The organism is Roseateles sp. GW821-FHT09B06, assembly GCF_059418245.1.
Genome location: NZ_JBWKPM010000042.1, coordinates 17445 through 36859 on the forward strand (window position 1 = coordinate 17445; position 19415 = coordinate 36859).

Annotated in this window: 20 protein-coding genes and 2 riboswitches; of the genes, 13 read left to right on the top strand and 7 right to left on the bottom strand. The window is 69.6% G+C overall.

All coding sequences use genetic code 11. From position 1 onward, the window contains the following. Positions 1–2 precede the first annotated feature (2 nt). The gene (locus AC07OQ_RS23200; RefSeq protein WP_495055510.1) at positions 3–572 is read left to right on the top strand and encodes a GNAT family N-acetyltransferase; all 570 of its coding nucleotides are present in this window, start codon (positions 3–5) and stop codon (positions 570–572) included. Continuing rightward, positions 550–2202, top strand: coding sequence for an acyl-CoA dehydrogenase family protein (locus AC07OQ_RS23205; protein ID WP_495055511.1), 1653 nt, complete (start codon positions 550–552; stop codon positions 2200–2202). Before AC07OQ_RS23200 ends, AC07OQ_RS23205 begins: the two co-directional genes overlap by 23 nt. A gap of 10 nt (positions 2203–2212) precedes the next feature. On the opposite strand, the gene AC07OQ_RS23210 is transcribed toward AC07OQ_RS23205, so the two are convergent. The 4 genes from AC07OQ_RS23210 to AC07OQ_RS23225 form a co-directional block, all read right to left on the bottom strand. Continuing rightward, complete coding sequence (locus tag AC07OQ_RS23210) at positions 2213–2479, bottom strand: hypothetical protein (protein WP_495055512.1); 267 nt, start codon at positions 2477–2479, stop codon at positions 2213–2215. A gap of 234 nt (positions 2480–2713) precedes the next feature. After that, on the bottom strand, positions 2714–3523 hold the full coding sequence (locus AC07OQ_RS23215) for an alpha/beta hydrolase (RefSeq protein ID WP_495055513.1): 810 nt from the start codon (positions 3521–3523) through the stop codon (positions 2714–2716). Next, entirely contained in the window at positions 3520–4326 is an 807-nt protein-coding gene (locus AC07OQ_RS23220) for a class I SAM-dependent methyltransferase (protein ID WP_495055514.1), read from the bottom strand. The genes AC07OQ_RS23215 and AC07OQ_RS23220 overlap by 4 nt, the downstream gene beginning before the upstream one ends. An 11-nt stretch (positions 4327–4337) precedes the next feature. Then, positions 4338–5498 (bottom strand): PQQ-dependent sugar dehydrogenase, encoded by a 1161-nt coding sequence (locus tag AC07OQ_RS23225; RefSeq protein ID WP_495055515.1) that lies wholly within the window; start codon positions 5496–5498, stop codon positions 4338–4340. 73 nt (positions 5499–5571) lie between these two features. Further along, positions 5572–5665: riboswitch (glycine riboswitch) on the top strand. Then, positions 5666–5780, top strand: a riboswitch (glycine riboswitch). A gap of 97 nt (positions 5781–5877) precedes the next feature. Here AC07OQ_RS23225 and AC07OQ_RS23230 point away from each other — a divergent pair. After that, positions 5878–7197, top strand: a complete 1320-nt coding sequence (locus AC07OQ_RS23230) for a D-amino acid dehydrogenase (protein WP_495055516.1) — start codon at positions 5878–5880, stop codon at positions 7195–7197. Positions 7198–7280: 83 nt separating this feature from the next. After that, a complete protein-coding gene (fusA, locus tag AC07OQ_RS23235; RefSeq protein ID WP_495055517.1) occupies positions 7281–9344 on the top strand; it encodes an elongation factor G in 2064 nt (687 codons plus the stop codon). A 13-nt stretch (positions 9345–9357) separates the two neighbouring features. Here fusA and AC07OQ_RS23240 read toward each other — a convergent pair whose 3' ends face one another. Beyond that, positions 9358–9954 (bottom strand): SRPBCC family protein, encoded by a 597-nt coding sequence (locus tag AC07OQ_RS23240; protein WP_495055518.1) that lies wholly within the window; start codon positions 9952–9954, stop codon positions 9358–9360. Between the two features lie 52 nt (positions 9955–10006). Here AC07OQ_RS23240 and AC07OQ_RS23245 point away from each other — a divergent pair, with 52 nt between their 5' ends. From AC07OQ_RS23245 to AC07OQ_RS23265, 5 genes are all read left to right on the top strand, one after another. After that, complete coding sequence (locus AC07OQ_RS23245) at positions 10007–10603, top strand: hypothetical protein (RefSeq protein ID WP_495055519.1); 597 nt, start codon at positions 10007–10009, stop codon at positions 10601–10603. 404 nt (positions 10604–11007) lie between these two features. Continuing rightward, positions 11008–11196, top strand: a complete 189-nt coding sequence (locus tag AC07OQ_RS23250) for a hypothetical protein (RefSeq protein ID WP_495055520.1) — start codon at positions 11008–11010, stop codon at positions 11194–11196. 39 nt (positions 11197–11235) lie between these two features. Then, positions 11236–11493: a hypothetical protein gene (locus AC07OQ_RS23255; protein ID WP_495055521.1), complete on the top strand. Its 258-nt coding sequence runs from the start codon at positions 11236–11238 to the stop codon at positions 11491–11493. 96 nt (positions 11494–11589) lie between these two features. Further along, complete coding sequence (locus tag AC07OQ_RS23260; protein WP_495055522.1) at positions 11590–12432, top strand: HDOD domain-containing protein; 843 nt, start codon at positions 11590–11592, stop codon at positions 12430–12432. A 7-nt stretch (positions 12433–12439) separates the two neighbouring features. Continuing rightward, a complete protein-coding gene (locus tag AC07OQ_RS23265) occupies positions 12440–13045 on the top strand; it encodes a methyltransferase domain-containing protein (protein ID WP_495055523.1) in 606 nt (201 codons plus the stop codon). A 115-nt stretch (positions 13046–13160) separates the two neighbouring features. Here the strand turns inward: AC07OQ_RS23265 and AC07OQ_RS23270 are convergent, their stop codons facing one another. After that, entirely contained in the window at positions 13161–13643 is a 483-nt protein-coding gene (locus AC07OQ_RS23270; RefSeq protein WP_495055524.1) for an Lrp/AsnC family transcriptional regulator, read from the bottom strand. A 121-nt stretch (positions 13644–13764) separates the two neighbouring features. Between AC07OQ_RS23270 and hppD the strand changes: the two genes are divergently transcribed. After that, positions 13765–14895: a 4-hydroxyphenylpyruvate dioxygenase gene (gene hppD / locus AC07OQ_RS23275; RefSeq protein ID WP_495055525.1), complete on the top strand. Its 1131-nt coding sequence runs from the start codon at positions 13765–13767 to the stop codon at positions 14893–14895. A 13-nt stretch (positions 14896–14908) separates the two neighbouring features. Here hppD and AC07OQ_RS23280 read toward each other — a convergent pair whose 3' ends face one another. After that, on the bottom strand, positions 14909–15820 hold the full coding sequence (locus AC07OQ_RS23280) for an esterase/lipase family protein (protein WP_495055526.1): 912 nt from the start codon (positions 15818–15820) through the stop codon (positions 14909–14911). 54 nt (positions 15821–15874) lie between these two features. On the opposite strand from AC07OQ_RS23280, the gene AC07OQ_RS23285 reads away from it, so the two are divergent. The 3 genes from AC07OQ_RS23285 (at position 15875) to AC07OQ_RS23295 (ending at position 19337) form a co-directional block, all read left to right on the top strand. After that, on the top strand, positions 15875–16624 hold the full coding sequence (locus AC07OQ_RS23285) for a DUF8198 family protein (protein ID WP_495055527.1): 750 nt from the start codon (positions 15875–15877) through the stop codon (positions 16622–16624). Between the two features lie 77 nt (positions 16625–16701). Beyond that, entirely contained in the window at positions 16702–18402 is a 1701-nt protein-coding gene (locus AC07OQ_RS23290; RefSeq protein ID WP_495055528.1) for a long-chain-fatty-acid--CoA ligase, read from the top strand. Positions 18403–18404: 2 nt separating this feature from the next. Beyond that, a complete protein-coding gene (locus tag AC07OQ_RS23295) occupies positions 18405–19337 on the top strand; it encodes an MBL fold metallo-hydrolase (protein ID WP_495055529.1) in 933 nt (310 codons plus the stop codon). Positions 19338–19415: the final 78 nt, after the last annotated feature.

Below are 19415 nucleotides of genomic sequence, written 5' to 3' on the forward strand. Positions count from 1 at the left end.
GCATGATGATGACGACAAAGATCGGACTGCAACTGAAGACCGTCGAGCGCGGCGATACGCAGGTCCTGCCTGCGCTGGCGGCCCTGCTCGGCGATGGCGTGGCGCACGGCGCCTCGGTGGGCTTCCTGGCCGGACTGAGCACCGCCGAGGCCCGCGCCTATTGGGACGGCGTGCTGGCCAGACTGGGCCCGCAGCACATCCTCTGGACCCTGCACGAGGGTGGGCACCTCGTCGGCACGGTGCAGCTGGCGATCTGCGAGAAGGCCAACGGCCGGCACCGCGCCGAGGTGCAGAAGCTGATCGTGCACAGCAGCGCGCGCGGCCGTGGCCTCGCCAGCGTGCTGCTGCGCACGCTGGAACAGGCCGCACGGGTCAAGGGCTGCAGCCTGCTGGTGCTGGACACCGAGGCCGGCTCGCCGGCCGAGGCCGTCTACGGCCACCTGGGCTGGGCCAAGGCCGGCGAGATCCCGCGCTATGCGGCAAGCCCCGATGGCCGCTTGTGCGCCACCGCGCTTTACTACAAGCTGCTGGAGCAGGAGACAAGCCGCCATGTGGAGCACGCACCAAGTTGAAAACCAGGTCGACGAGCTGAGCGACTACAACCCGCTGGCCAGTGACACCGCACTGCAGGAGGGCCTGGTGCGTGCCGGCGCCGACTGGGCCCGGCCCCAGCTGCTGGGCTACGGCGAGATCCTGGGGCGGGCCGAGACGCAGGCGCTGGCCGAGCAGGCCAACCACCATCCGCCCGAGCTGCAGACCCATGACCGGCGCGGCCGCCGCATCGAGCAGGTGGATTTCCATCCCAGCTGGCACGCGCTGCTGGCGCTGTACCGCGGCCAGGGCCTGGTCTCCCTGCCCTACGACAACGAGCGCCCAGGCCGCTGGGCCGCCTTCGCCGCCGGCTTCTACCTGCACGGCCAGATCGAGGCCGGCACGCTGTGCCCGGCCACCATGACCCAGGCCGCGATTCCGGTGCTGGCCAGGGAACCGCTGTTCGAGCAGCTGCCGGGCCTGCGCCAGGGCCTGCTGTCTCGCGCCCATGATCCGCGCGACCTGCCGATCGCGCAGAAGACCGGCCTGTGGATCGGCATGGGCATGACCGAGAAGCAGGGCGGCTCGGACGTGCGCGCCAACAGCACGCGCGCCACGCCGGTGGCTGGCGCGGGCCGCGGCGCCGAATACGCGCTGCGCGGCCACAAATGGTTCTTCTCGGCGCCGATGAGCGACGCCCATCTGGTGGTGGCGCAGACCGACGACGGCCCGTCCTGCTTCTTCGTGCCGCGCTGGCGCCCCGACGGCTCGCGCAACACGGTGCAGATCCAGCGCCTGAAGGACAAGGTCGGCAACCGCAGCAACAGCAGCGCCGAGGTCGAGTTCCAGGACGCCTATGGCCTGCTGCTGGGCGAACCCGGCCGCGGCATTCCCACCATCATCGAGATGGCCACGACGACGCGGCTGAACTGCGTGATCGGCAGCGCCGCCATTCAGCGGCAGGCCCTGGTCCAGGCCCTGCATTACACGCGCCGGCGCCACGCTTTCGGACGGCCGCTGGCCGAGCAGCCGCTGATGCGCAGCGTGCTGCTCGATCTGGCGCTGGAAAGCGAGGCCTCGGTCCAGCTGATGCTGCGCCTGGCCCAGGCCTTCGAGAACCACCGGGACCCGGCACAACGCCCCTGGCAGCGCCTGATGACCCCGGCCGCCAAGTTCTGGGTCTGCAAGCGCGCGGTGGAGCTGACAGGCGAGGCGATGGAGGTGTTCGGCGGCAACGGCTATGTGGACGCAGGGCCAATGGCGCGCCTGTATCGCGAGGCGCCGGTCAACTCTATCTGGGAGGGCTCGGGCAACGTGATGTGCCTGGACCTGCTGCGTGCCTTCGCGCGTGAGCCGGAGACGGCCTTCGCGCTGCTGGACGAGCTGCAGGCACTGGCCGGCGACGAGGCCCGGCTGCGCCAGGAACTCGACGCGCTGCGCAGCCTGCTGCACGGCACGCCGCCGGACGAGTTGGAGGCCCTGGGCCGGCGCCTGGCGCAGCGCCTGGTGCTGCTCGCCCAGGCCTGCCTGCTGCGCGCCCAGGCACCCGCCACGCTGGCCGAGGCCTTCGTCGCCAGCCGCTACGACGCCCAGGGCGGGCGGGTCTATGGCGCGCTGGACGCGCGCGGCCTGCCCGTGGCGGCGCTGCTGGAGCGCGCCTACCCGGGCTGATGGCCGCGCCTCAGCTGATGTGGATCTTGGAGACCAGCGGCCTGCCCTCGCTCATCTCGACGCGGCGCCATGAACTCTCGTCATTGAGGCTGATCCAGCGCCGCTCTTCGGCGCGATAGCGCCAGTCCTTGTCGAGCTGATAGAAGACCTGGAGCCCCGCACGCTCAAGGATGTTGAGGATGCGGTTGGTGTGCTGGTTGTTCTCGTCGAAGTCGGTCATCGCGCTCTGCCCCATCTCGGAGTAGAGCTGGTTCAGTCTCAGCAGCTCGTCGTTCACATGCGCCGGCAAAGGCTCGACATTCAGGCCGATGCGCCGGGCCTCGCGCAGCGTGATCGGATAGGAATGCGCCGGGTAGTTGCTGTTGAGCGTATTGCGGATGCGCTTGATCGAACAGCACGGGTGTTTTTTTCAGTGCTGGTTTGGTGCCCGCTGCGGCGCCGACCTCATCCATCAAGACCCTCCCTCCGGTGTACTGGCCGCCGAGGCATAGCAAGCCGCGACCAGCCGTGATCAGGGCGCCGTCGCCTGCAGCGCCTCGCGCAGGACCCGCAGATAGGGCTCGGAATTCTGCAGATCGTTGTGGCCGGCGCCGGGGATCAGCAGCAGGCGGGCCTGCGGCGCACGCAGCTTGAGCCGCTCGCTATGGGTCGGCGGGATCAGCGGGTCCAGCTCGCCGTGCAGCAGCCACAGCGCGCCGCCGATGCGCGCCGCGTCGGCGCAGGTATCGAGCGGATAGCGCAGCAGCGCGGCCGGCACGAAGGGGTAATGCTGGCGCATCAGCTCGCCCATGCTGCAGTAGGGCGAGACCAGCAGGGTCAGCTCGGGCTCCACCTCGGCCGCCAGCCCGGCGGCCAGGGCCGTGCCCAGCGAACGGCCATAGATCACCCGCTTCAACCCCGCATAGCGCGGCGCCACCAGTTCCCATGCCGCCCGCACGTCGGCGCGCAGCTGGGCCTCGCTCTCGATGCGGCCCGTGCTCTTGCCGTAGCCGCGGTAGTCCAGCATGAAGAGGTCGTAGCCGGCCCGGCGATAGAAGTCGGCGTTGACGAACCAGCTCTGCAGGCTGCCGGCATTGCCATGCAGGAAGAAGATCAGCCCCTTGGGCGCCGGCAGCTGCAGATGCAGGGCCGAGAGCCGCGCGCCGGGCACCTCGATCACGCGCTCCGTCACATCGGCGCCGAACTCGAAGCGGTGCGCGGCCGGCAGCGGCTCGGGCATGAACAGCAGGCGCTCCTGACGCCAGTACAGCCAGGCCAGCGGCAGCGCGTAGGCGCCCAGGCCCAGCGCGAGCGCAAGCAGCGCGCGTCCCGCGACGTTCACGCGGGCCGGCCGATCAGGGCCACCGTGCGGTAGGGTACCCACAGGCCCTCGCCGACCGTCGCGAAACGCTCGAACAGCGGCCGCAACGCCGCCACGACGGTGCGGCCCGCCGCACTGTCGCGCGCCGGCATGTAGGAGCGCGAGAACACCAGGGCCTCCAGCCCGGCGGCATCAAGCCGGTGCGCATGCGGCCAGGCCCGCTCGCTCACCTGGCCCGCCCCGAAAAAGCACGGCACCGCGCTGCGGTCCTCGTGCGCCAGCAGGGCCGCTCGCTTGGCGCCGCCGAACTCGGCGAACAGCTCGTCCAGCGCGCGGTGCAGCGGCGTGTCGAGCACGCGGTCGTTCCAGATCAGCGCCACCGCGGCACCGGGCCTGAGCACCCGCAGGGCCTCGGCGCGCGCCGCCTCGACCTCGAACCAGTGGAAGGCCTGGGCCGCGGTCAGCAGGTCGACGCTGGCATCCGCCAGCGGCAGCGCCTCGGCACGGCCGGCGCTGCTGCGATAGCCCGGCTGGTCGCCCAGCCAGGCATCCGCCGCGGCGCGCATCTCGTCGCTGGGTTCGATCGCGTGCACGGTCCAGCCGCGTGCCAGCAGGCCGGCGCTCAGCAGCCCGGTGCCGGCGCCGATATCGGCGATCATGGGCTGCGGCGGCAGGCATTCGGCCAGCGCGTCGAACAGCGCGGCCGGATAGTCGGGGCGCGAGGCCGCGTAGTCGCGCACCTTGGGGCCGAAGATCCGGCCGGTGCCGCCCTCGGCACTGTACTGGGCGCGCAAGCGCGCGCCGCTGTCGGGTTCATGGTCCATGAACCCGCATGCTACCGGGCCAGACGCATCAGCTTGCCGCTGTCGGTCAGCAGCAGCAGGGCGCCGTCCGGCGCCTGGCGCACATCGCGGAAGCGCTCGCCCAGGTTCGCGAACATGGCCTCGCGGCCGACCACCGCATTGCCGCTGAGCTGCAGCCGCCACAGCGCCTGGCCGGCCAGCGCGCCGGAGAACAGCTGTCCGCGCCATTCGGGGAACATGCTGCCGGTGTAGAAGGCCAGGCCCGCCGGCGCGATCGAGGTCGGCACCCAGTAGCTCAGCGGTTCGACATAGGTCGGCGCATGGGTGCCGCCGCCGATGCGGCAGGCCTCGCCGACCGGTGCGCCGTAGTTGCAGCCGTAGCTCTTCACCGGCCAGCCGTAGTTGGCCCCGGCCCGCGCGATATTGATCTCGTCGCCGCCCTGCGGCCCATGGTCGCTGAGCCACAGCTCGCCGGTCTCGGGGTGCAGGGCCGCCCCCTGCGGATTGCGCAGGCCGATGCTCCACAGCCCCGGCCGCGCGCCGGCGCCGAAGTCCGGGTTGTCGGCCGGCACGCTGCCGTCGCGTTTGATCCGCACCACCTTGCCCAGGGTCTGCACCGGGTCCTGGGCCGGGCTGCCCTGCATGCGCTCGCCCAGGGTGATGAACAGCGTCTTGTCGCGCCCGAACACCAGGCGCGAGCCATAGTGGCCGCTGCCCGCGACCTTGGGGGCTTGGCGGAAGATCACCGCCACGTCCTGCAAGGCATTGCCGACCAGCCGGCCGCGCAGCACCGCGGTGCCGGCACGGCCGGCCTCGGCGCCGCTGCCCGGCTCGGCATAGCTGAGGTAGACCCAGGGGCTGCCGCTGGCGAAGTCGGGATCGAGCGCCACATCGAGCAGGCCGCCCTGGCCGCCGGCGCTGACGGCCGGCACGCCGGCGATGTTGGCCAGGGTGCTGCGGCCGTCGGCCGCCAGGCGCAGCAGGCTGCCGGCCTTCTGCGTCACCAGCATCTCGCCGCCCGGCAGCAGGGCCAGGGCCCAGGGGCTGGACAGGCCGCTGTGCAGGATGCTCGGCTGCGGCGCAGCGGCGGGGCCGGGCGCGGCACCGCTCCCGCTCCCGCCGCCTCCGCCGCAGGCCATCACGGCAGCAACGGCAACTGCCAGGAGGGCCAGGTCGGCACGGCTGATCGTCATCGAGGGACTCCGTCCATGATCGGCCAGAGTCTAGGCCGACTCGCCGGATTGCCGAGCACATCGCATACACTCCGTCACGGATTCAGGAGAGTGCCGCAGCCCCAGGGCTGCGGCCGCCGAAGGCGCAAGCTCCCATACTCGCTCAGGCCCCGTACTGGATCCGCAACATGCCGAATGCTGGAGAGTGCGCCGCTGCAAGGGCGGCGCCACCGAAGGAGCAAGGCGCGCACCGGGTGGTGTTTCGCGCCGAATCTCTCAGGTACCAAGGACAGCGGGAGCGGCGCGCGTCAGGCGCGGCACGCTCCGGGTTTCCTTCGCCATCGCAAGGCCCGCGGCCGTCGTCACGCCTGCGCGGAACTCCTGTCGGGAGTGTTCTTCCATGCATGTCATCGTTCTGGGCGCCGGCGTCACCGGCATCACCACGGCCTGGTATCTGCGCCAGCAGGGCCACGAGGTCACCGTCATCGAACGCCAGCCGGCCGCCGGCCTGGAAACCAGCTTCGCCAACGGCGGCCAGATCTCGGTCTCGCATGCCGAGCCCTGGGCCAACCCGGGCGCGCCGCTGAAGGTCTTGAAATGGCTGATGAAGGAGGATGCGCCGCTGCTGTTCCGGCTGCGCGCGGATCCGGCGCAATGGCGCTGGGGCCTGGCCTTCCTGCGCGAATGCCTGCCGGGCCGCACCGCCCACAACATCCGCAACATCGTCAGCCTGGGCCTGTACAGCCGCGCCAAGCTGCGCGAGCTGCGCGCCGCCACCGGCATCCAGTACGAGCAACGCAGCCAGGGCATCCTGCACTTCTACACCAGCGAGGCCGAGTACGCGGCTGCACAGGAGCCGGCGCGCCTGATGCGCGAGCAGGGCTGCGAGCTGGACATGAAGACGCCGGACGAATGCGTAGCCATCGAGCCGGCGCTGGCGCAATGCCGCGACAGGATCGTCGGCGGCAGCATGACGCCCAGCGACGAATCGGGCGACGCCCACCGCTTCACCCAGGAACTGGCGCGGCGCTGCGCCGAGGCCGGCGTGCGCTTTCGCTACGAGACCCGCTTGCTGGGCCTGGAGCAAGGCGGCGGTGGCATCCGGCAGGCGGTCGTGGCCGACGCGGCGGGCCGCGTCGAGCAGCTGCGCGGCGAGGCCTATGTGCTGTGCCTGGGCTCCTTCAGCCGCGCCTTCGCGCGCGAGCTGGGCGTAGATCTGAACATCTACCCCGCCAAGGGCTACTCGGTCACCCTGCCGGTGACGTCCCCCGAGCACAGCTACCAGGTCTCGCTGACCGACGACGAGTACAAGCTGGTGTTCTCGCGCCTGGGCGAGCGCCTGCGCATCGCCGGCACGGCCGAGCTGAACGGCTACGACACCAGCCTGAATCTGCGCCGCTGCGAGGCCATCGTGCGGCGCACGCGCGAGCTGTTCCCGCGAATGATGGAAGGCCAGACCGATGCCGATCCCGAGGGAAATGGCGCCCAGTTCTGGACCGGCCTGCGCCCGGCCACGCCGTCCAACCTGCCCTATATCGGCCGCAGCCGGATCGGCAATCTGTTCCTCAACACCGGCCATGGCACCCTGGGCTGGACGCACAGCTGCGGCTCGGCCGCGGCGATCGCCGACATCGTCGGCGGCCGCGCGCCGGAGCTGGACTACGCCTTCACCGGGCTGGAGCGGGGGCAGGTCTTGATGCGCCCCGGGCTGGCGGGCTGATCCGCCCGCGCATGCGCGCAAGGCCTCTTGCCGGCCCGGCGCGCATGCCCTACCCTGGGGTCACAGCTCCAAAGGAGTGCGCCATGGCCGATGACAGCACGAGTCCCGTCCACCCCGGCATTGCCGCGATCCGGACCCTGGCCCTGGTAGGGCCGGCCGGCGCCGGCAAGACCAGCCTGGCCGAGGCCTTGCTGTTGCGCGCCGGCAGCATCGGCAGCGCGGGCAGCGTCGAGCGCGGCAACACGGTCAGCGACTTCGACCCGCTGGAAAGGCGCATGCAGCATTCGCTGCAGACCAGCCTGGTGCATATGCGCCACGCCGGTCTGCGCCTGCATGTGGTGGACACGCCCGGCGCACCGGACTTCGTCGGCCAGTCGCTGCCGGCGCTGGAGGCGGTGGACACGGCCGTGGTGGTGGTCAACGCCCAGAACGGCATCGAGCTGATGGCCTCGCGCATGATGGAGGCGGCCGCGCGGCGCGGCCTGTGCCGCGTCATCGTGGTCAACAAGATCGATGCCCCCGGCGTCGACCTGCCCGGCCTGCTGGAGCAGTTGCGCCAGACCTTCGGCCGCGAATGCCTGCCGCTGAACCTGCCGAGCGGCGGCGCCGCCCAGGTGCAGGACTGCTTCTACTGCAAGGACGGCGCGGCCGACTTCGCCTCGGTGGCGCAGGCCCACCAGGCCCTGGTGGAACAGGTGGTCGAGGTGGACGCGGCCTTCGTCGACCGCTACCTGAACGAGGGCGATGTCGACCCCAGCGAGCTGCATGCGCCGCTCGAGCAGGCGCTGCGCGAGGGGCACCTGATCCCGGTGTGCTTCGCCTCGGCCAGGAGCGGCGCCGGCGTGGCCGAGCTGCTGGACGTGATCGAGCGCCTGCTGCCCAACCCGGCCGAGGGCAACCCGCCGCAGTTCCTGCGTGGTGAGGGGCCGGACGCGCTGCCGCTGCAGGCCCTGCCCGAGCCCGGCGCCCATGTGCTGGCCCATGTGTTCAAGATCGTCGCCGACCCCTATCTGGGCAAGATGGGCGTGCTGCGCGTGCACCAGGGCACGCTGAGCAAGAACAGCCAGCTGCTGGTGGGGCATGCGCGCAAGCCCTTTCGCGTCGGCCATCTGTTCATGCTGCAGGGCAAGGAGCATGTGGAAGTGGACGAGGCCCTGCCGGGCGATCTCTGCGCGATCGCCAAGGTCGAGGAGCTGCATTACGACGCGGTGCTGCACGACGCGCCCGAGGACGAGCATATCCACCTCGCGCCGCTGGACTTCCCGGTGCCGGTGCACGGCCTGGCGATCAGCCCGGCGCGCCACGGCGACGAGCAGCGCCTGTGGGAGATCCTGAACCGCCTGGTGGACGAGGACCCCTGCCTGAAGGTGGAGCATGTGGCGGTGACCAACGAGACCCTGGTCTACGGCCTGGGCGAGCTGCATCTGCGCCTGCTGCTGGAGCGGCTGCGCGAAACCTATCGCTTCGAGGTGACGACCAAGGAGCCCAGCATCGCCTACCGCGAGACCATCTCGGCGCCGGCCGAGGGCCATTACCGCCACAAGAAGCAGAGCGGCGGCGCGGGCCAGTTCGGCGAGGTCTATCTGCGCATCGAGCCGCTGGCGCGCGGTGCCGGCTTCGAGTTCGTCGACGCGGTCAAGGGCGGCACCATCCCCGGCCAGTTCATGCCGGCGGTCGAGAAGGGCGTGCGCTCGGCCCTGGCCAGCGGCGTGATCTCGGGCCATCCGCTGGTGGACCTGAAGGTCACGGTGTTCGACGGCAAGCACCATTCGGTCGACAGCAAGGAGATCGCCTTCGTCACGGCCGGCCGCAAGGCCCTGATCGTGGCGGTGCGCGAGGCACGGCCACTGGTGCTGGAGCCCATCGTCAACGTCGAGATCAGCGCGCCCGAGGTCTCGATGGGCGACATCACCGGCGATCTGGCGGCGCGGCGCGGCCAGGTGAACGGCACGCGCTCGGCCGTGCCCGGCGTGATCACGGTGCAGGGCCTGGCGCCGCTGGCCGAGCTGTCGAACTACCAGACCCGGCTCAATGCGATGACCAGCGGCCAGGGCCGCTACACCCTGGCGCTGTCGCACTACGAGCCGGTGCCGCCCAACACCCAGGCCCAGTTGGTGGGCGCCTACAAGGTGCGCGACGAGGAGTAGGGCCGCGGCCGACTTACTTCGGCGCCGAGGCCGCCGCCCTGGCCTGCGCGCGGAACTTCTCCAGCTGCGCCAGCCATTCGGTCCAGTCCTGCGGCCCGGTCTCGTAGCGCTTCTTCAGGTTCGCCAGCACATGGCCCCAGGCGCGGTCGAAATAGGTGTAGGCCTTGTCCCATTCGCCGCCGTCGCCCCAGCCGGTGTGATGCAGCCGCACCCGCGTCTGACTCCCGCTCAGGGGCTCGAAACGCACGATCACGAAGGTGCGCTGCGCGCGGGCCTCGGGCAGGTGGGGCGGGGCGTTCCAGTCGAAGCTGATCATCTTCCCGGGCTGCAGGGCCAGGAAGCGCATCTCATCGGCCCCCTTCATACCGGGTTCGGCACCGGGGTCGATATAGATCTGGAAGGCGCCGCCGACCTTGGGCTCGATGCGGGCGTCGGGCGCGAAGAAGGCGACGATGCCCTCGCGCGTGGTCCAGCTCGCCCAGGCCTGGTCCAGGCTGGCATTGATGGTCACTTCTTTATCAAGGCTGCGCTCGGTCGCGCCGGCCTGAGCTGCCAGCGCCAGCAGGGTCAGCAGCAGGGCGCGCCGTAGAAAGGAGGCGGGACGAGGCATGGCAAATCTCCTTGGCCAGGGCCTTGGATCAAGGCAGCTTTATCATACGCATATGTCCACCGCCCCCCGGGACGTCGCGCAGATCCGTTTGGACAATGCGCTGCTCCTGTTTGAAGAGTTCGTCACCGCCACCGTCAAACACCCCGACGCCGCCACCCTGCGCGGACTCGAGCGGCGTTTCGCGGAGCGCTTGCAGATCCAGCCTAGCTATTGGAGCCAGATCAAGAGCCGCTCGCGCCAGATCGGCGAGCGGCTGGCACGCCAGTTCGAGCAGCTGTGCCACAAGCCGCCGGGCTGGATGGACCTGGAGCATGCCGCGCATGGCACGGCCGGTGCGGCCGGTGCGGCCATCGCGGCGCAGGAGTCGCCGCCCAGCCTGCCGCAGGACGACGATGAACGCTTCATCGTCGGCCTGGTGCTGACCTACTACCGCCGCCACCCGCAGCGCGCCCGCACCCGGCTGCTGGACCTGCTGGGCGAGGTACTGACGCCGCCGAGCGCCGGCGCTGCGCCAGCGCCGGCCGCGGCCCGGCCTGGCGGCCCGCCGACCGGCGTGGCCAAGCCGACAGCCGCCCCGGTGGACGATGCCGCCGAGGCCTGGCGCCGGCTGCAGCAAGGCATCGCGCCGCTGAAAAGCAGGAAACGCTGAGCGCGGCCGGCCTCGGCGCCTGCGACCCGCGACAAGCTCGGGCACAGCCTGTGCATACCGATATCGCCCCCTAACTTGAGTAGGCGGCGCAGATAAAAAGCACTTGCGCAAGATAATCAATCGTTTATCATTTGCGCAAGTTGTGGCCTGGTTCACCACGACGACACCCCAGTAGCAACGCCCCGACCCCGAAGCGCAGGCTGTGCGGCGCCATCCAGCACCGAGGCCCGAACCAGGCCCCGGTGACCGGACCGCCGCCGCGCCCCGGCCACGCTTCGCCAGCCCAAGAGCCGGGCATCCGTTCCGGCTCTGCCATGTTTCTCGTCTTTTGACGCTGCCGTGCCCGCAGTGGCGCCGCCGCATTGCCCACCACGCCGCGGGCCTCGCCCGCAAGGAGAGTGCTCATGCCTCAGTTCACCGCCCCCCGGCCGCAGATTCTGACCCTGCGCAAGCCGCGCAATCCGCTGGTCGCGCCCAGCATGCAGCGCCAGGCCGGCCGCCACGGCGCCGCCGGCAAGGCGCAACGCCAGCAAGCCAAGCATGGGCTGCGCCAGGAAGTGCGCCAGCTCCTGCCCACCGACCGCAGCCCCTGACTTAGCACGAGCGGGGCCCATCCCTCAGGGAGACCGATCATGAAACATGTTGTTTACAGGCTGAGCCACCATTCCGAGGCCGCCTTGACCGCCGCCGACTGGCGCCACGACTTGGCCGTCCGCCTGCGCCGCGCCGGCGCCGCCCTGCTGCGCCTGGCCGAGCGCCTGGCGGGCGTGCCGACGCGCCGCCGCCGGCCGCCGGAACTGGAGTTCTATGCCGAGGCCGGCGCGCCCGAGGGCGCGCTCTATGTCGATGGCCAGCTGGTCGGCACCCTGCCGGGTGTGACAAGGCTGTGATCCCGGTGCTGCTGGGCCTGGCCCGGCTGCTTCTGCGGGTCAAGCTGGGCGAGGAAGGGCCGATATACGATGATGCACGCACCAAGGTGATCACGCATGCCCATCCTCCCCAGCCCGCTGCCGCTGCAGCACCCCCTGCCCGACCTGGCGGCCTGGACGGCGATTTTTCGCGACGCCGAGATCCCCGTCCTCGCGGCGACCGCCGAGTCGCTGGAGCTGATGCGCGCCAATGAGGACGCCTTCGATGCCAACAGCATCGGCGAGATGATCGCGACCGATCCGCTGATGAGCCTGAAGGTGCTGGCCCATGCGGCCACGCACCGCTCCGACAGGCTGGTGACCGATGCGGAGACCGTGACCGCGGCCATCGTCTGGATGGGCATCACGCCCTTCTTCAGGGCCTTCGGACCGCAGCCGACCGTCGAGGACCGCCTGGCCGGCCGGCCCGAGGCCCTGGCCGGGCTGCAGCGGGTGCTGCGGCGGGCCGACCGCGCGGCCCGCTTCGCGCTGGGTTTCGCCGCGCACCGGCTGGACCCGGACGCGGCGGTGATCCACAGCGCCGCCAGCCTGCACGACTTCGCCGAGATGCTGCTGTGGTGCCACGCACCGTCGCTGGCCTGGCAGATCCGTGCGCGCCAGCAGGCCGACCGGCAGCTGCGCAGCGCGGCCGTGCAGCGCGAGATCCTCAATATCGAGCTGGCCGACCTGGAACAGACCCTGATGCGCGCCTGGCACCTGCCCGAACTGCTGGCCCATATCACCGACGACAAGCGCGGCCACGATCCGCAGGTGCAGAGCGTGCGGCTGGCCGTACGCCTGGCGCGGCACACGGCCGACGGCTGGGATGATGCGGCGATTCCGGACGATGTGAGCGATATCGCCGCGCTGCTGAACCTGGGCCGCGAGGCCGCCACGCGCCTGCTGCACGAGCTGGACTGAGCGCGCGATGAGCGGCCCCACCCCCGATTTCTGGCAGCAGCGCTTCGAGCGGGGCGAGACGCCCTGGGACCGCGGCGCGGTCCATCCGCAGTTGCTGCGCTGGCTGGAGCAAGGCCTGCTCGCGCCGGGTCAGAGCGTGCTGGTGCCCGGCTGCGGCCGCGGCCACGAGCTGCCGGCCCTGGGTCGGGCCGGCATTGCCGCGACCGGGCTGGACTACGCGCCGGCCGCCGTCGCCCTGGCGCGCGAGCGCCTGGGGGCGCTGCCCGGCCGCGTGCTGCAGGCCGATGTGCTGGACTGGCGGCCGGAGGCTTCGGTGGACCGCGTCTACGAGCAGACCTGCCTGTGCGCATTGCATCCCGACCAATGGCGGCTCTATGCCGACCAGCTGCATGCCTGGATCGGGCCGGGCGGGCTGCTGCTGGCCCTGTTCATGCAGGCGCGGCGCGACGGTGCCGCCGAAGGTCGCATCGAAGGCCCGCCCTATCACGGCGACATCAACGCGATGCGGGCGCTGTTCCCCTCGCAGCTGTGGGATTGGCCGGCGCCGCCCTACCCGGCGGTGCCACATGAGCGCGGCTGGTTCGAACTGGCGGTGGTGCTGCGGCGCCGATAGCAAGCCGGTCCTCCTTGACAGGAGAGCATTCCCGCGCAAACGCCGCAGATCCGGCTCTGCCGGGCTGCCGGCGTTGCCCCCTTGAGGGGGCGCGCGCAGCGTGTAGGGGGTGAGCCTAGACCGGCACGGCCGTGGTGTTCTTCAGCCGATCCAGCACGAAGCTGGTCTTGCAGTCCTGCACGCTGGGATGCTTCAGCAGGGTCTCGCTGATGAAGCGCGCGTAATGCGCCATGTCCTGCACCAGCACGCGCAGCAGATAGTCCATCTCGCCGGTCAGGGCCGCGCATTCCACCACCTCGGGCCAGGTCTGCACGGCGGCGCGGAACAGGTCCATCGGATTGCGCTTGTGGCTCTCGGTCTGCTTCTCCAGCCGCACATTGATATAGGCCGTCAGCGACAGGCCCACCTTCTCGGGCCGCACCAGGGCCACATAGGCGGCAATGGTGCCCGCCTCCTCGAGCCGGCGCACGCGGCGCAGCACGGCCGAGGCCGAGAGATTGACCTGGGCCGCCAGGGCGTCGTAGGTGACGCGGCCATCGAGCTGCAGCGCCCTCAAAATGCGCCGATCGATGGCATCGAGCTGGATATCGCCTTCCATATTTGTAGTTTCGCAGAAATCCTGCGCCAACACCGAAGCTCGCGCCTGAGATCGCAGGATTCCTGCGCTTGCCGCCTCCTACAGTTTGAGTTATCGCAAGGCATATGCAGGAGACCCCGCCATGGCAGCATTCACCCCCTGGGACAACCCGATGGGCACCGACGGCTTCGAGTTCATCGAGTTCGCCGCCCCCGATCCCGCCGCACTCGGCAAGCTGTTCGAGACCATGGGCTTCACCGCCGTGGCCAAGCACCGCCACAAGAACGTCACGCTGTACCGTCAGGGCGGCGTGAACTTCATCATCAACGCCGAGACCGACAGCTTCGCGCAGCGCTTTGCGCGCCTGCACGGCCCCTCGATCTGCGCGATCGCCTTCCGCGTCAAGGATGCCGGCCAAGCCTACCAGCGCGCGCTGGAGCTGGGCGCCTGGGGCTTCGACAACAAGGCCGGCCCGATGGAGCTGAACATCCCGGCCATCAAGGGCATCGGCGATTCGCTGATCTATTTCGTCGACCGCTGGCAGGGCAAGAACGGCGCCGCGCCCGGTTCGATCGGCAATATCGGCATCTACGATGTCGACTTCGTGCCCCTGCTGGACGCGGCCGGCCGGCCGGTCGATGCCAATCCGGCGGGCCATGGCCTGACCTATATCGACCACCTGACGCACAACGTGTTCCGCGGCCGCATGAAGGAATGGGCCGAGTTCTACGAGCGCTTCTTCAATTTCCGCGAGGTGCGCTATTTCGATATCGAGGGCAAGCTGACCGGGCTGAAGAGCAAGGCCATGACCAGCCCCTGCGGCAAGATCCGCATCCCGATCAACGAGAGCAGCGACGACAAGAGCCAGATCGCCGAGTACCTGGACCTGTATCACGGCGAAGGCATCCAGCATGTCGCGATGGGCAGCGACGACATCTACACCACCGTCGAGGGCATGCGCGGCACCGGCGTGCAGTTCCAGGACACGATCAACACCTACTTCGACCTGATCGACAAGCGCCTGCCCGGCCATGGCGAGAACGTCGAGGAACTGCGCCGCCTGAAGATCCTGATCGACGGCGCCGCCCATCTGGACGCGCCCAACGAGCTGCTGCTGCAGATCTTCACCAAGGAGGTGATCGGCCCGATCTTCTTCGAGCTGATCCAGCGCAAGGGCAACGAGGGCTTCGGCGAAGGCAACTTCAAGGCGCTGTTCGAGAGCATCGAGCTGGACCAGATCCGCCGCGGCGTGCTCAAGGCCGACGCGAGCTGAGGGGCCGCGGGCCTCAGCTCGCGGCCAGCTCGGCCAGCAGCTCGTCGAACACGCCCCGGTCGAACACCAGGCACAGATGGCCGAGGCCCGGCCTGTAGCGGGCCTCGGCGCCGGCCAGGGCCGCGCTGCCGGCGGGACAAACGACCTGGTCGGCATTGCTGTAGTAGCAGACCAGCCTTGCGCGAAAGTCCTGCGCTTCGTCCGCCGCGAGCGCCTGCAGCCAGGCGCTGCCGCGGCGCATCTGACGTGCATTGGTGGCCGAGCCGAGATTCGCCATCACGGTGCCCGCATGCGGTGAGCCGAGCGTGAAGGCGCGGTGCAGGCGCACCGCGTCACCACCGCCATGGCGGCGCCACCAGGCGCGCAGCGCCAGTCCGCCCATGCTGTGGGCCACAACCACCGGCGCCATGCCGGTGGATTGCTGCAACCGGCGCAAGGCGGTCTCGATCGCGTCGGCATAGTCGTCGATCGAACCGAAGGCCGGCTCCAGGCTGGGCGCGACACAGGCATGCCCCTGCGCGCGCAGGCGCCGCAGCCAGCCGTTCCACAGGCCGCGGTTGCAGCTGTAGCCATGCAGCAGCAGGACGCCACGCCGCCCGTTGGGAGCCGCGGGCAGGTGGTCCGGCTCCCGCTGGGCTTGAAAAGGCTGCTGCCAGGCGAACACCCGCTCGCAGGCCCAGAACTCGAACCAGCAGGCGCGCAGCAGCTCCCACAGCCCCGGGGGACGCGCCGGCGCCGGCTCGGCGCGGTTGATCAGCAGCAGGGCCAGGAAGCCCAGGGCCATCACCAGCCCATAGCCCCAGAACCCCAATGCGGCCCAGGCAAGCGCCGCGACAGGCCCTTGACTCGGCCAAAGCCAGATCAGCAGACCGCCGGCCAGCAGCAGGCGCAGCAGCACCTGCAGACGTTGGATACGCGCATTCATCGCCGCATCATCGCCGACGCGGCCGGCGCCTCGCGGCACGCCACAATGACGCCCATGCGCGAATCCAAGACCAGCGACGCCCAGCGCGAGCACATCCTCGCCCAGCTGCAGCGGGTGAACATGGAGCTGGCCGCCCGGGCCGCCCAAGCGGGCCTGGAGGAGCGGGTCGGCGTCCTGAAACGTTATCAGCAGCAGCGCTTCACGCGCAGCTATGCGGACCTGCTCGCCGCGCCGCGCTATGCCGCCGCCACGCGTTTCTTCCTGGACGAGCTCTACGGACCGGGTGACTTCAGCCGCCGCGATGCGCAGTTCGCGCGCGTGGTACCCAGCCTGATACGGCTGTTTCCGGCCGAGGTCGTGGCCACCGTGGCGCAGCTGGCCGAGCTGCATGCCCTGTCCGAACAGCTGGATACCGAGATGGGCCGCCAGCTGGGCACGCCGCACATCGCCGCCGCTGACTACGCCCGGGCCTGGCAAGCTGCGGCCACGCCGGCGCAGCGCGAGCGCCAGATTGCGCTGCTGCTGGCGGTGGGCGAGGCGCTCGACGGGCTGACGCGCAGGCCGCTGCTGCGGCAGGCCCTGCGCATGATGCGCAAGCCGGCCGCCGCGGCCGGGCTGGCGGAGCTGCAGCGCTTTCTGGAGACCGGCTTCGATACCTTCAAGGCCATGGCCGGCGCCTCGGCGTTCCTGCAGACCGTCGCGCAGCGCGAGCGAGCCCTGTCGGATGCGCTGTTCGCCCCGCAGGCACCGGCCCAGCTGGCCGCCTGTCCCGCAGGCGACTCGGTCCTAGGGCAACTCCCCTAGCCCCCGGGCCGAGCCTGAGCCGACCATCGGGGCTGCTGCGTACAGCCCCGTCCACGGGGCGCGAAGGAGACAACAAGTTGAGCGCGTTGCTGGAGAACAAGCCCTGGCTGAAGAGTTATCCCGAGGGCGTCCCCGCGGAGGTCCGGACCGACACCTATCGCTCCCTGGTCGAGCTGCTGGAGGAGGCCTTCCGCAAGCATGCCACGCGCGATGCGGCCGTCTGCATGGAGCAGCGCCTGACGTTCCGGCAGATCGATGAGCTGTCGCAGGCGCTGGGCGCCTGGCTGCAGGCCAAGGGGCTGGTGCGCGGCGCCCGCGTCGCGATCATGATGCCCAATGTGCTGCAGTACATGGTGGCGATTGCCGCCATCCTGCGCGCCGGCTACACCGTGGTGAACGTCAACCCGCTCTATACCCCGCGCGAGCTGGAACACCAGCTGAAGGACTCGGGCGCGCAGGCCATCATCGTGCTGGAGAACTTCGCGGTCACGCTGGAAGAGGTGATCGCCCGCACCGAGGTGAAGCATGTGGTGCTGACGGCCCTGGGCGACCTGCTGAGCTGGTGGAAAGGCCCGATGGTCAACTTCGCGGTACGCCATGTGAAGAAGATGGTGCCCGAGTTCCGCCTGCCCACCGATCGCGGCCATACCGTCACGCGCTTCAACCGCGCGCTGGAGGAAGGCGGGCCCTTGCAGCTGAAGCGCGTCGAGATCGGCCCGGACGACGTGGCCTTTCTGCAGTACACCGGCGGCACCACCGGCGTGTCCAAGGGGGCCACCCTGCTGCACCGCAATGTGGTGTCCAACATCCTGCAGAGCGAGGCCTGGTTCGCGCCGATGCTGGCCAAGGTGGGCAACAAGCAGATGACCACGGTCTGTGCGCTGCCGCTGTATCACATCTTCGCGCTGACGGCCTGCTACATGCTGGGCGCGCGCCTGGGGATGATGAATCTGCTGATCACCAATCCGCGCGATATCCCCGGTTTCATTGCGACCCTGCAGAACTACCGGGTCAATATGTTCCCGGCGGTCAACACCCTGTTCAATGCGCTGGCCAACGACCCCGCCTTCGCGCGCCTGGACTTCAGCGAGCTGGTGATCTCCAACGGCGGCGGCATGGCCGTGCAGCAGGCCACCGCCGAGAAGTGGCTGAAGATCACCGGCTGTCCGGTGGTGGAAGGCTACGGCCTGTCCGAGACCGCCCCGGTGGCCACCATCAATCGCCTCGATCTGAATGACTTCAATGGCTCGATCGGGCTGCCCGTGCCCAGTACCGAGGTCGCCATCCGCGATGACAACGGCCAGGACATGCCCTCCGGCGAGCGCGGCGAGATCTGCATCCGGGGTCCGCAGGTGATGGCCGGCTACTGGAATCGCCCCGACGAAACCGCCAACGTGATGTACCCGGACGGCTACTTCAAGACCGGCGACATCGGCGTGATGGACGAAGGCGGCTTCATCCGCATCGTCGACCGCAAGAAAGACATGATTCTGGTCTCGGGTTTCAACGTCTACCCGACCGAGATCGAGCAGGTGGTGAATATGCACCCCGGCGTGCTGGAGTGTGCGGCCGTCGGCATCCCAGACGCCCGTTCCGGCGAGACGGTGAAGCTCTATGTGGTCAAGCAAGACCCGGCCCTGGCGGAGGAAGACCTGAGCGCCTTCTGCAGCGAGCAGCTGACCGCCTACAAGCGGCCCAAGTACATCGAGTTCCGAGACGAATTGCCCAAGAGCAATGTGGGCAAGATCCTACGGCGCGAACTGCGCACCGCGGCCTGACGGTGAACGTCCCCGGGCTGAGGGTCTTAGAACGCGGCTGGCTCTCTTCCAACAACATCCTGCTGGGCGGAGATCCACGCGGCGCGGTACTGATCGACACCGGCTATTGCACGCATGCCCAGCAGACCGCCGGGCTGCTGGAGCAAGCTTTGCTCGAGGCCCAGCGGGGCGAGGCCGTGTCGCCGCCATTGCGGCTGATCGTGAACACCCACCTGCACTCCGACCACTGCGGCGGCAATGCCCATCTGCAGCAGTTGCATCCCTGCCCGATCTGGATTCCTCCCGGCGACTTCGAAGCCGCCAAGCAATGGAACGAAGAGGCCTTGAGCTATCGATTGACGGGCCAGCAATGCCCCCGCTTCACGCCCGACGCGGCGCTGGCGCCCGGCTCCACGCTCGTCCAGGCCGGGCGCCAATGGCAGGTGCATGCAGCGCCTGGCCACGATCCGCACTCGGTCATGCTGTTCGAACCCGAGGCCCGGCTGCTGATCTCGGCCGACGCGCTATGGGAGCGCGGCTTCGGCATCGTCTTCCCGGAGATCGATGGCATCGCCGCCTTCGATGAGGTGGAGGCCAGCCTGGACCTGATCCACGCGCTGCGCCCGACCTGCGTCATCCCCGGTCACGGCCGCCCCTTCGAGGAGGTCGACTTCGCGCTGACGGAAGCCCGCTCGCGCCTCAAGTTCTTTCGTGAACGCCCGGATCGACATGCTCGCCACGCCGCCAAGGCGCTGATCATGTTCCACCTGCTCGAAGTGCAGCGGCAGTCTAGGCAAGAGTTGCTGGAGTGGCTGGCGCGTACGCCCGTCCACGCCCGGATGTGGGAACGCTATTTTGCGTGGCAGGATCTACGGGCTTGGAGCGAAGAATTGCTATTGGAATTGGAGCGCGGCAAAGCGATCGGCATCCAGAACGGGGAAATCATTGCCCGTTAAATAGCATTTCGCCCGCTGCAAAAGCAAAACCCCCGCCACATTGCTGAGGCGGGGGTTCTGGGGGTAAATAGCCTGACG

Excerpts from the sequence above, each read along its gene's own strand:
- AC07OQ_RS23200 (WP_495055510.1), top strand. The coding sequence starts at position 3 with ATGATGATGACGACAAAGATCGGACTGCAACTGAAGACCGTCGAGCGC.
- AC07OQ_RS23205 (WP_495055511.1), top strand. The coding sequence starts at position 550 with ATGTGGAGCACGCACCAAGTTGAAAACCAGGTCGACGAGCTGAGCGAC.
- AC07OQ_RS23220 (WP_495055514.1), bottom strand. The coding sequence starts at position 4,326 with ATGGACCATGAACCCGACAGCGGCGCGCGCTTGCGCGCCCAGTACAGT.
- AC07OQ_RS23225 (WP_495055515.1), bottom strand. The coding sequence starts at position 5,498 with ATGACGATCAGCCGTGCCGACCTGGCCCTCCTGGCAGTTGCCGTTGCT.
- AC07OQ_RS23230 (WP_495055516.1), top strand. The coding sequence starts at position 5,878 with ATGCATGTCATCGTTCTGGGCGCCGGCGTCACCGGCATCACCACGGCC.
- fusA (WP_495055517.1), top strand. The coding sequence starts at position 7,281 with ATGGCCGATGACAGCACGAGTCCCGTCCACCCCGGCATTGCCGCGATC.
- AC07OQ_RS23240 (WP_495055518.1), bottom strand. The coding sequence starts at position 9,954 with ATGCCTCGTCCCGCCTCCTTTCTACGGCGCGCCCTGCTGCTGACCCTG.
- AC07OQ_RS23245 (WP_495055519.1), top strand. The coding sequence starts at position 10,007 with ATGTCCACCGCCCCCCGGGACGTCGCGCAGATCCGTTTGGACAATGCG.
- AC07OQ_RS23250 (WP_495055520.1), top strand. The coding sequence starts at position 11,008 with ATGCCTCAGTTCACCGCCCCCCGGCCGCAGATTCTGACCCTGCGCAAG.
- AC07OQ_RS23255 (WP_495055521.1), top strand. The coding sequence starts at position 11,236 with ATGAAACATGTTGTTTACAGGCTGAGCCACCATTCCGAGGCCGCCTTG.
- AC07OQ_RS23260 (WP_495055522.1), top strand. The coding sequence starts at position 11,590 with ATGCCCATCCTCCCCAGCCCGCTGCCGCTGCAGCACCCCCTGCCCGAC.
- AC07OQ_RS23265 (WP_495055523.1), top strand. The coding sequence starts at position 12,440 with ATGAGCGGCCCCACCCCCGATTTCTGGCAGCAGCGCTTCGAGCGGGGC.
- AC07OQ_RS23270 (WP_495055524.1), bottom strand. The coding sequence starts at position 13,643 with ATGGAAGGCGATATCCAGCTCGATGCCATCGATCGGCGCATTTTGAGG.
- hppD (WP_495055525.1), top strand. The coding sequence starts at position 13,765 with ATGGCAGCATTCACCCCCTGGGACAACCCGATGGGCACCGACGGCTTC.
- AC07OQ_RS23280 (WP_495055526.1), bottom strand. The coding sequence starts at position 15,820 with ATGAATGCGCGTATCCAACGTCTGCAGGTGCTGCTGCGCCTGCTGCTG.
- AC07OQ_RS23285 (WP_495055527.1), top strand. The coding sequence starts at position 15,875 with ATGCGCGAATCCAAGACCAGCGACGCCCAGCGCGAGCACATCCTCGCC.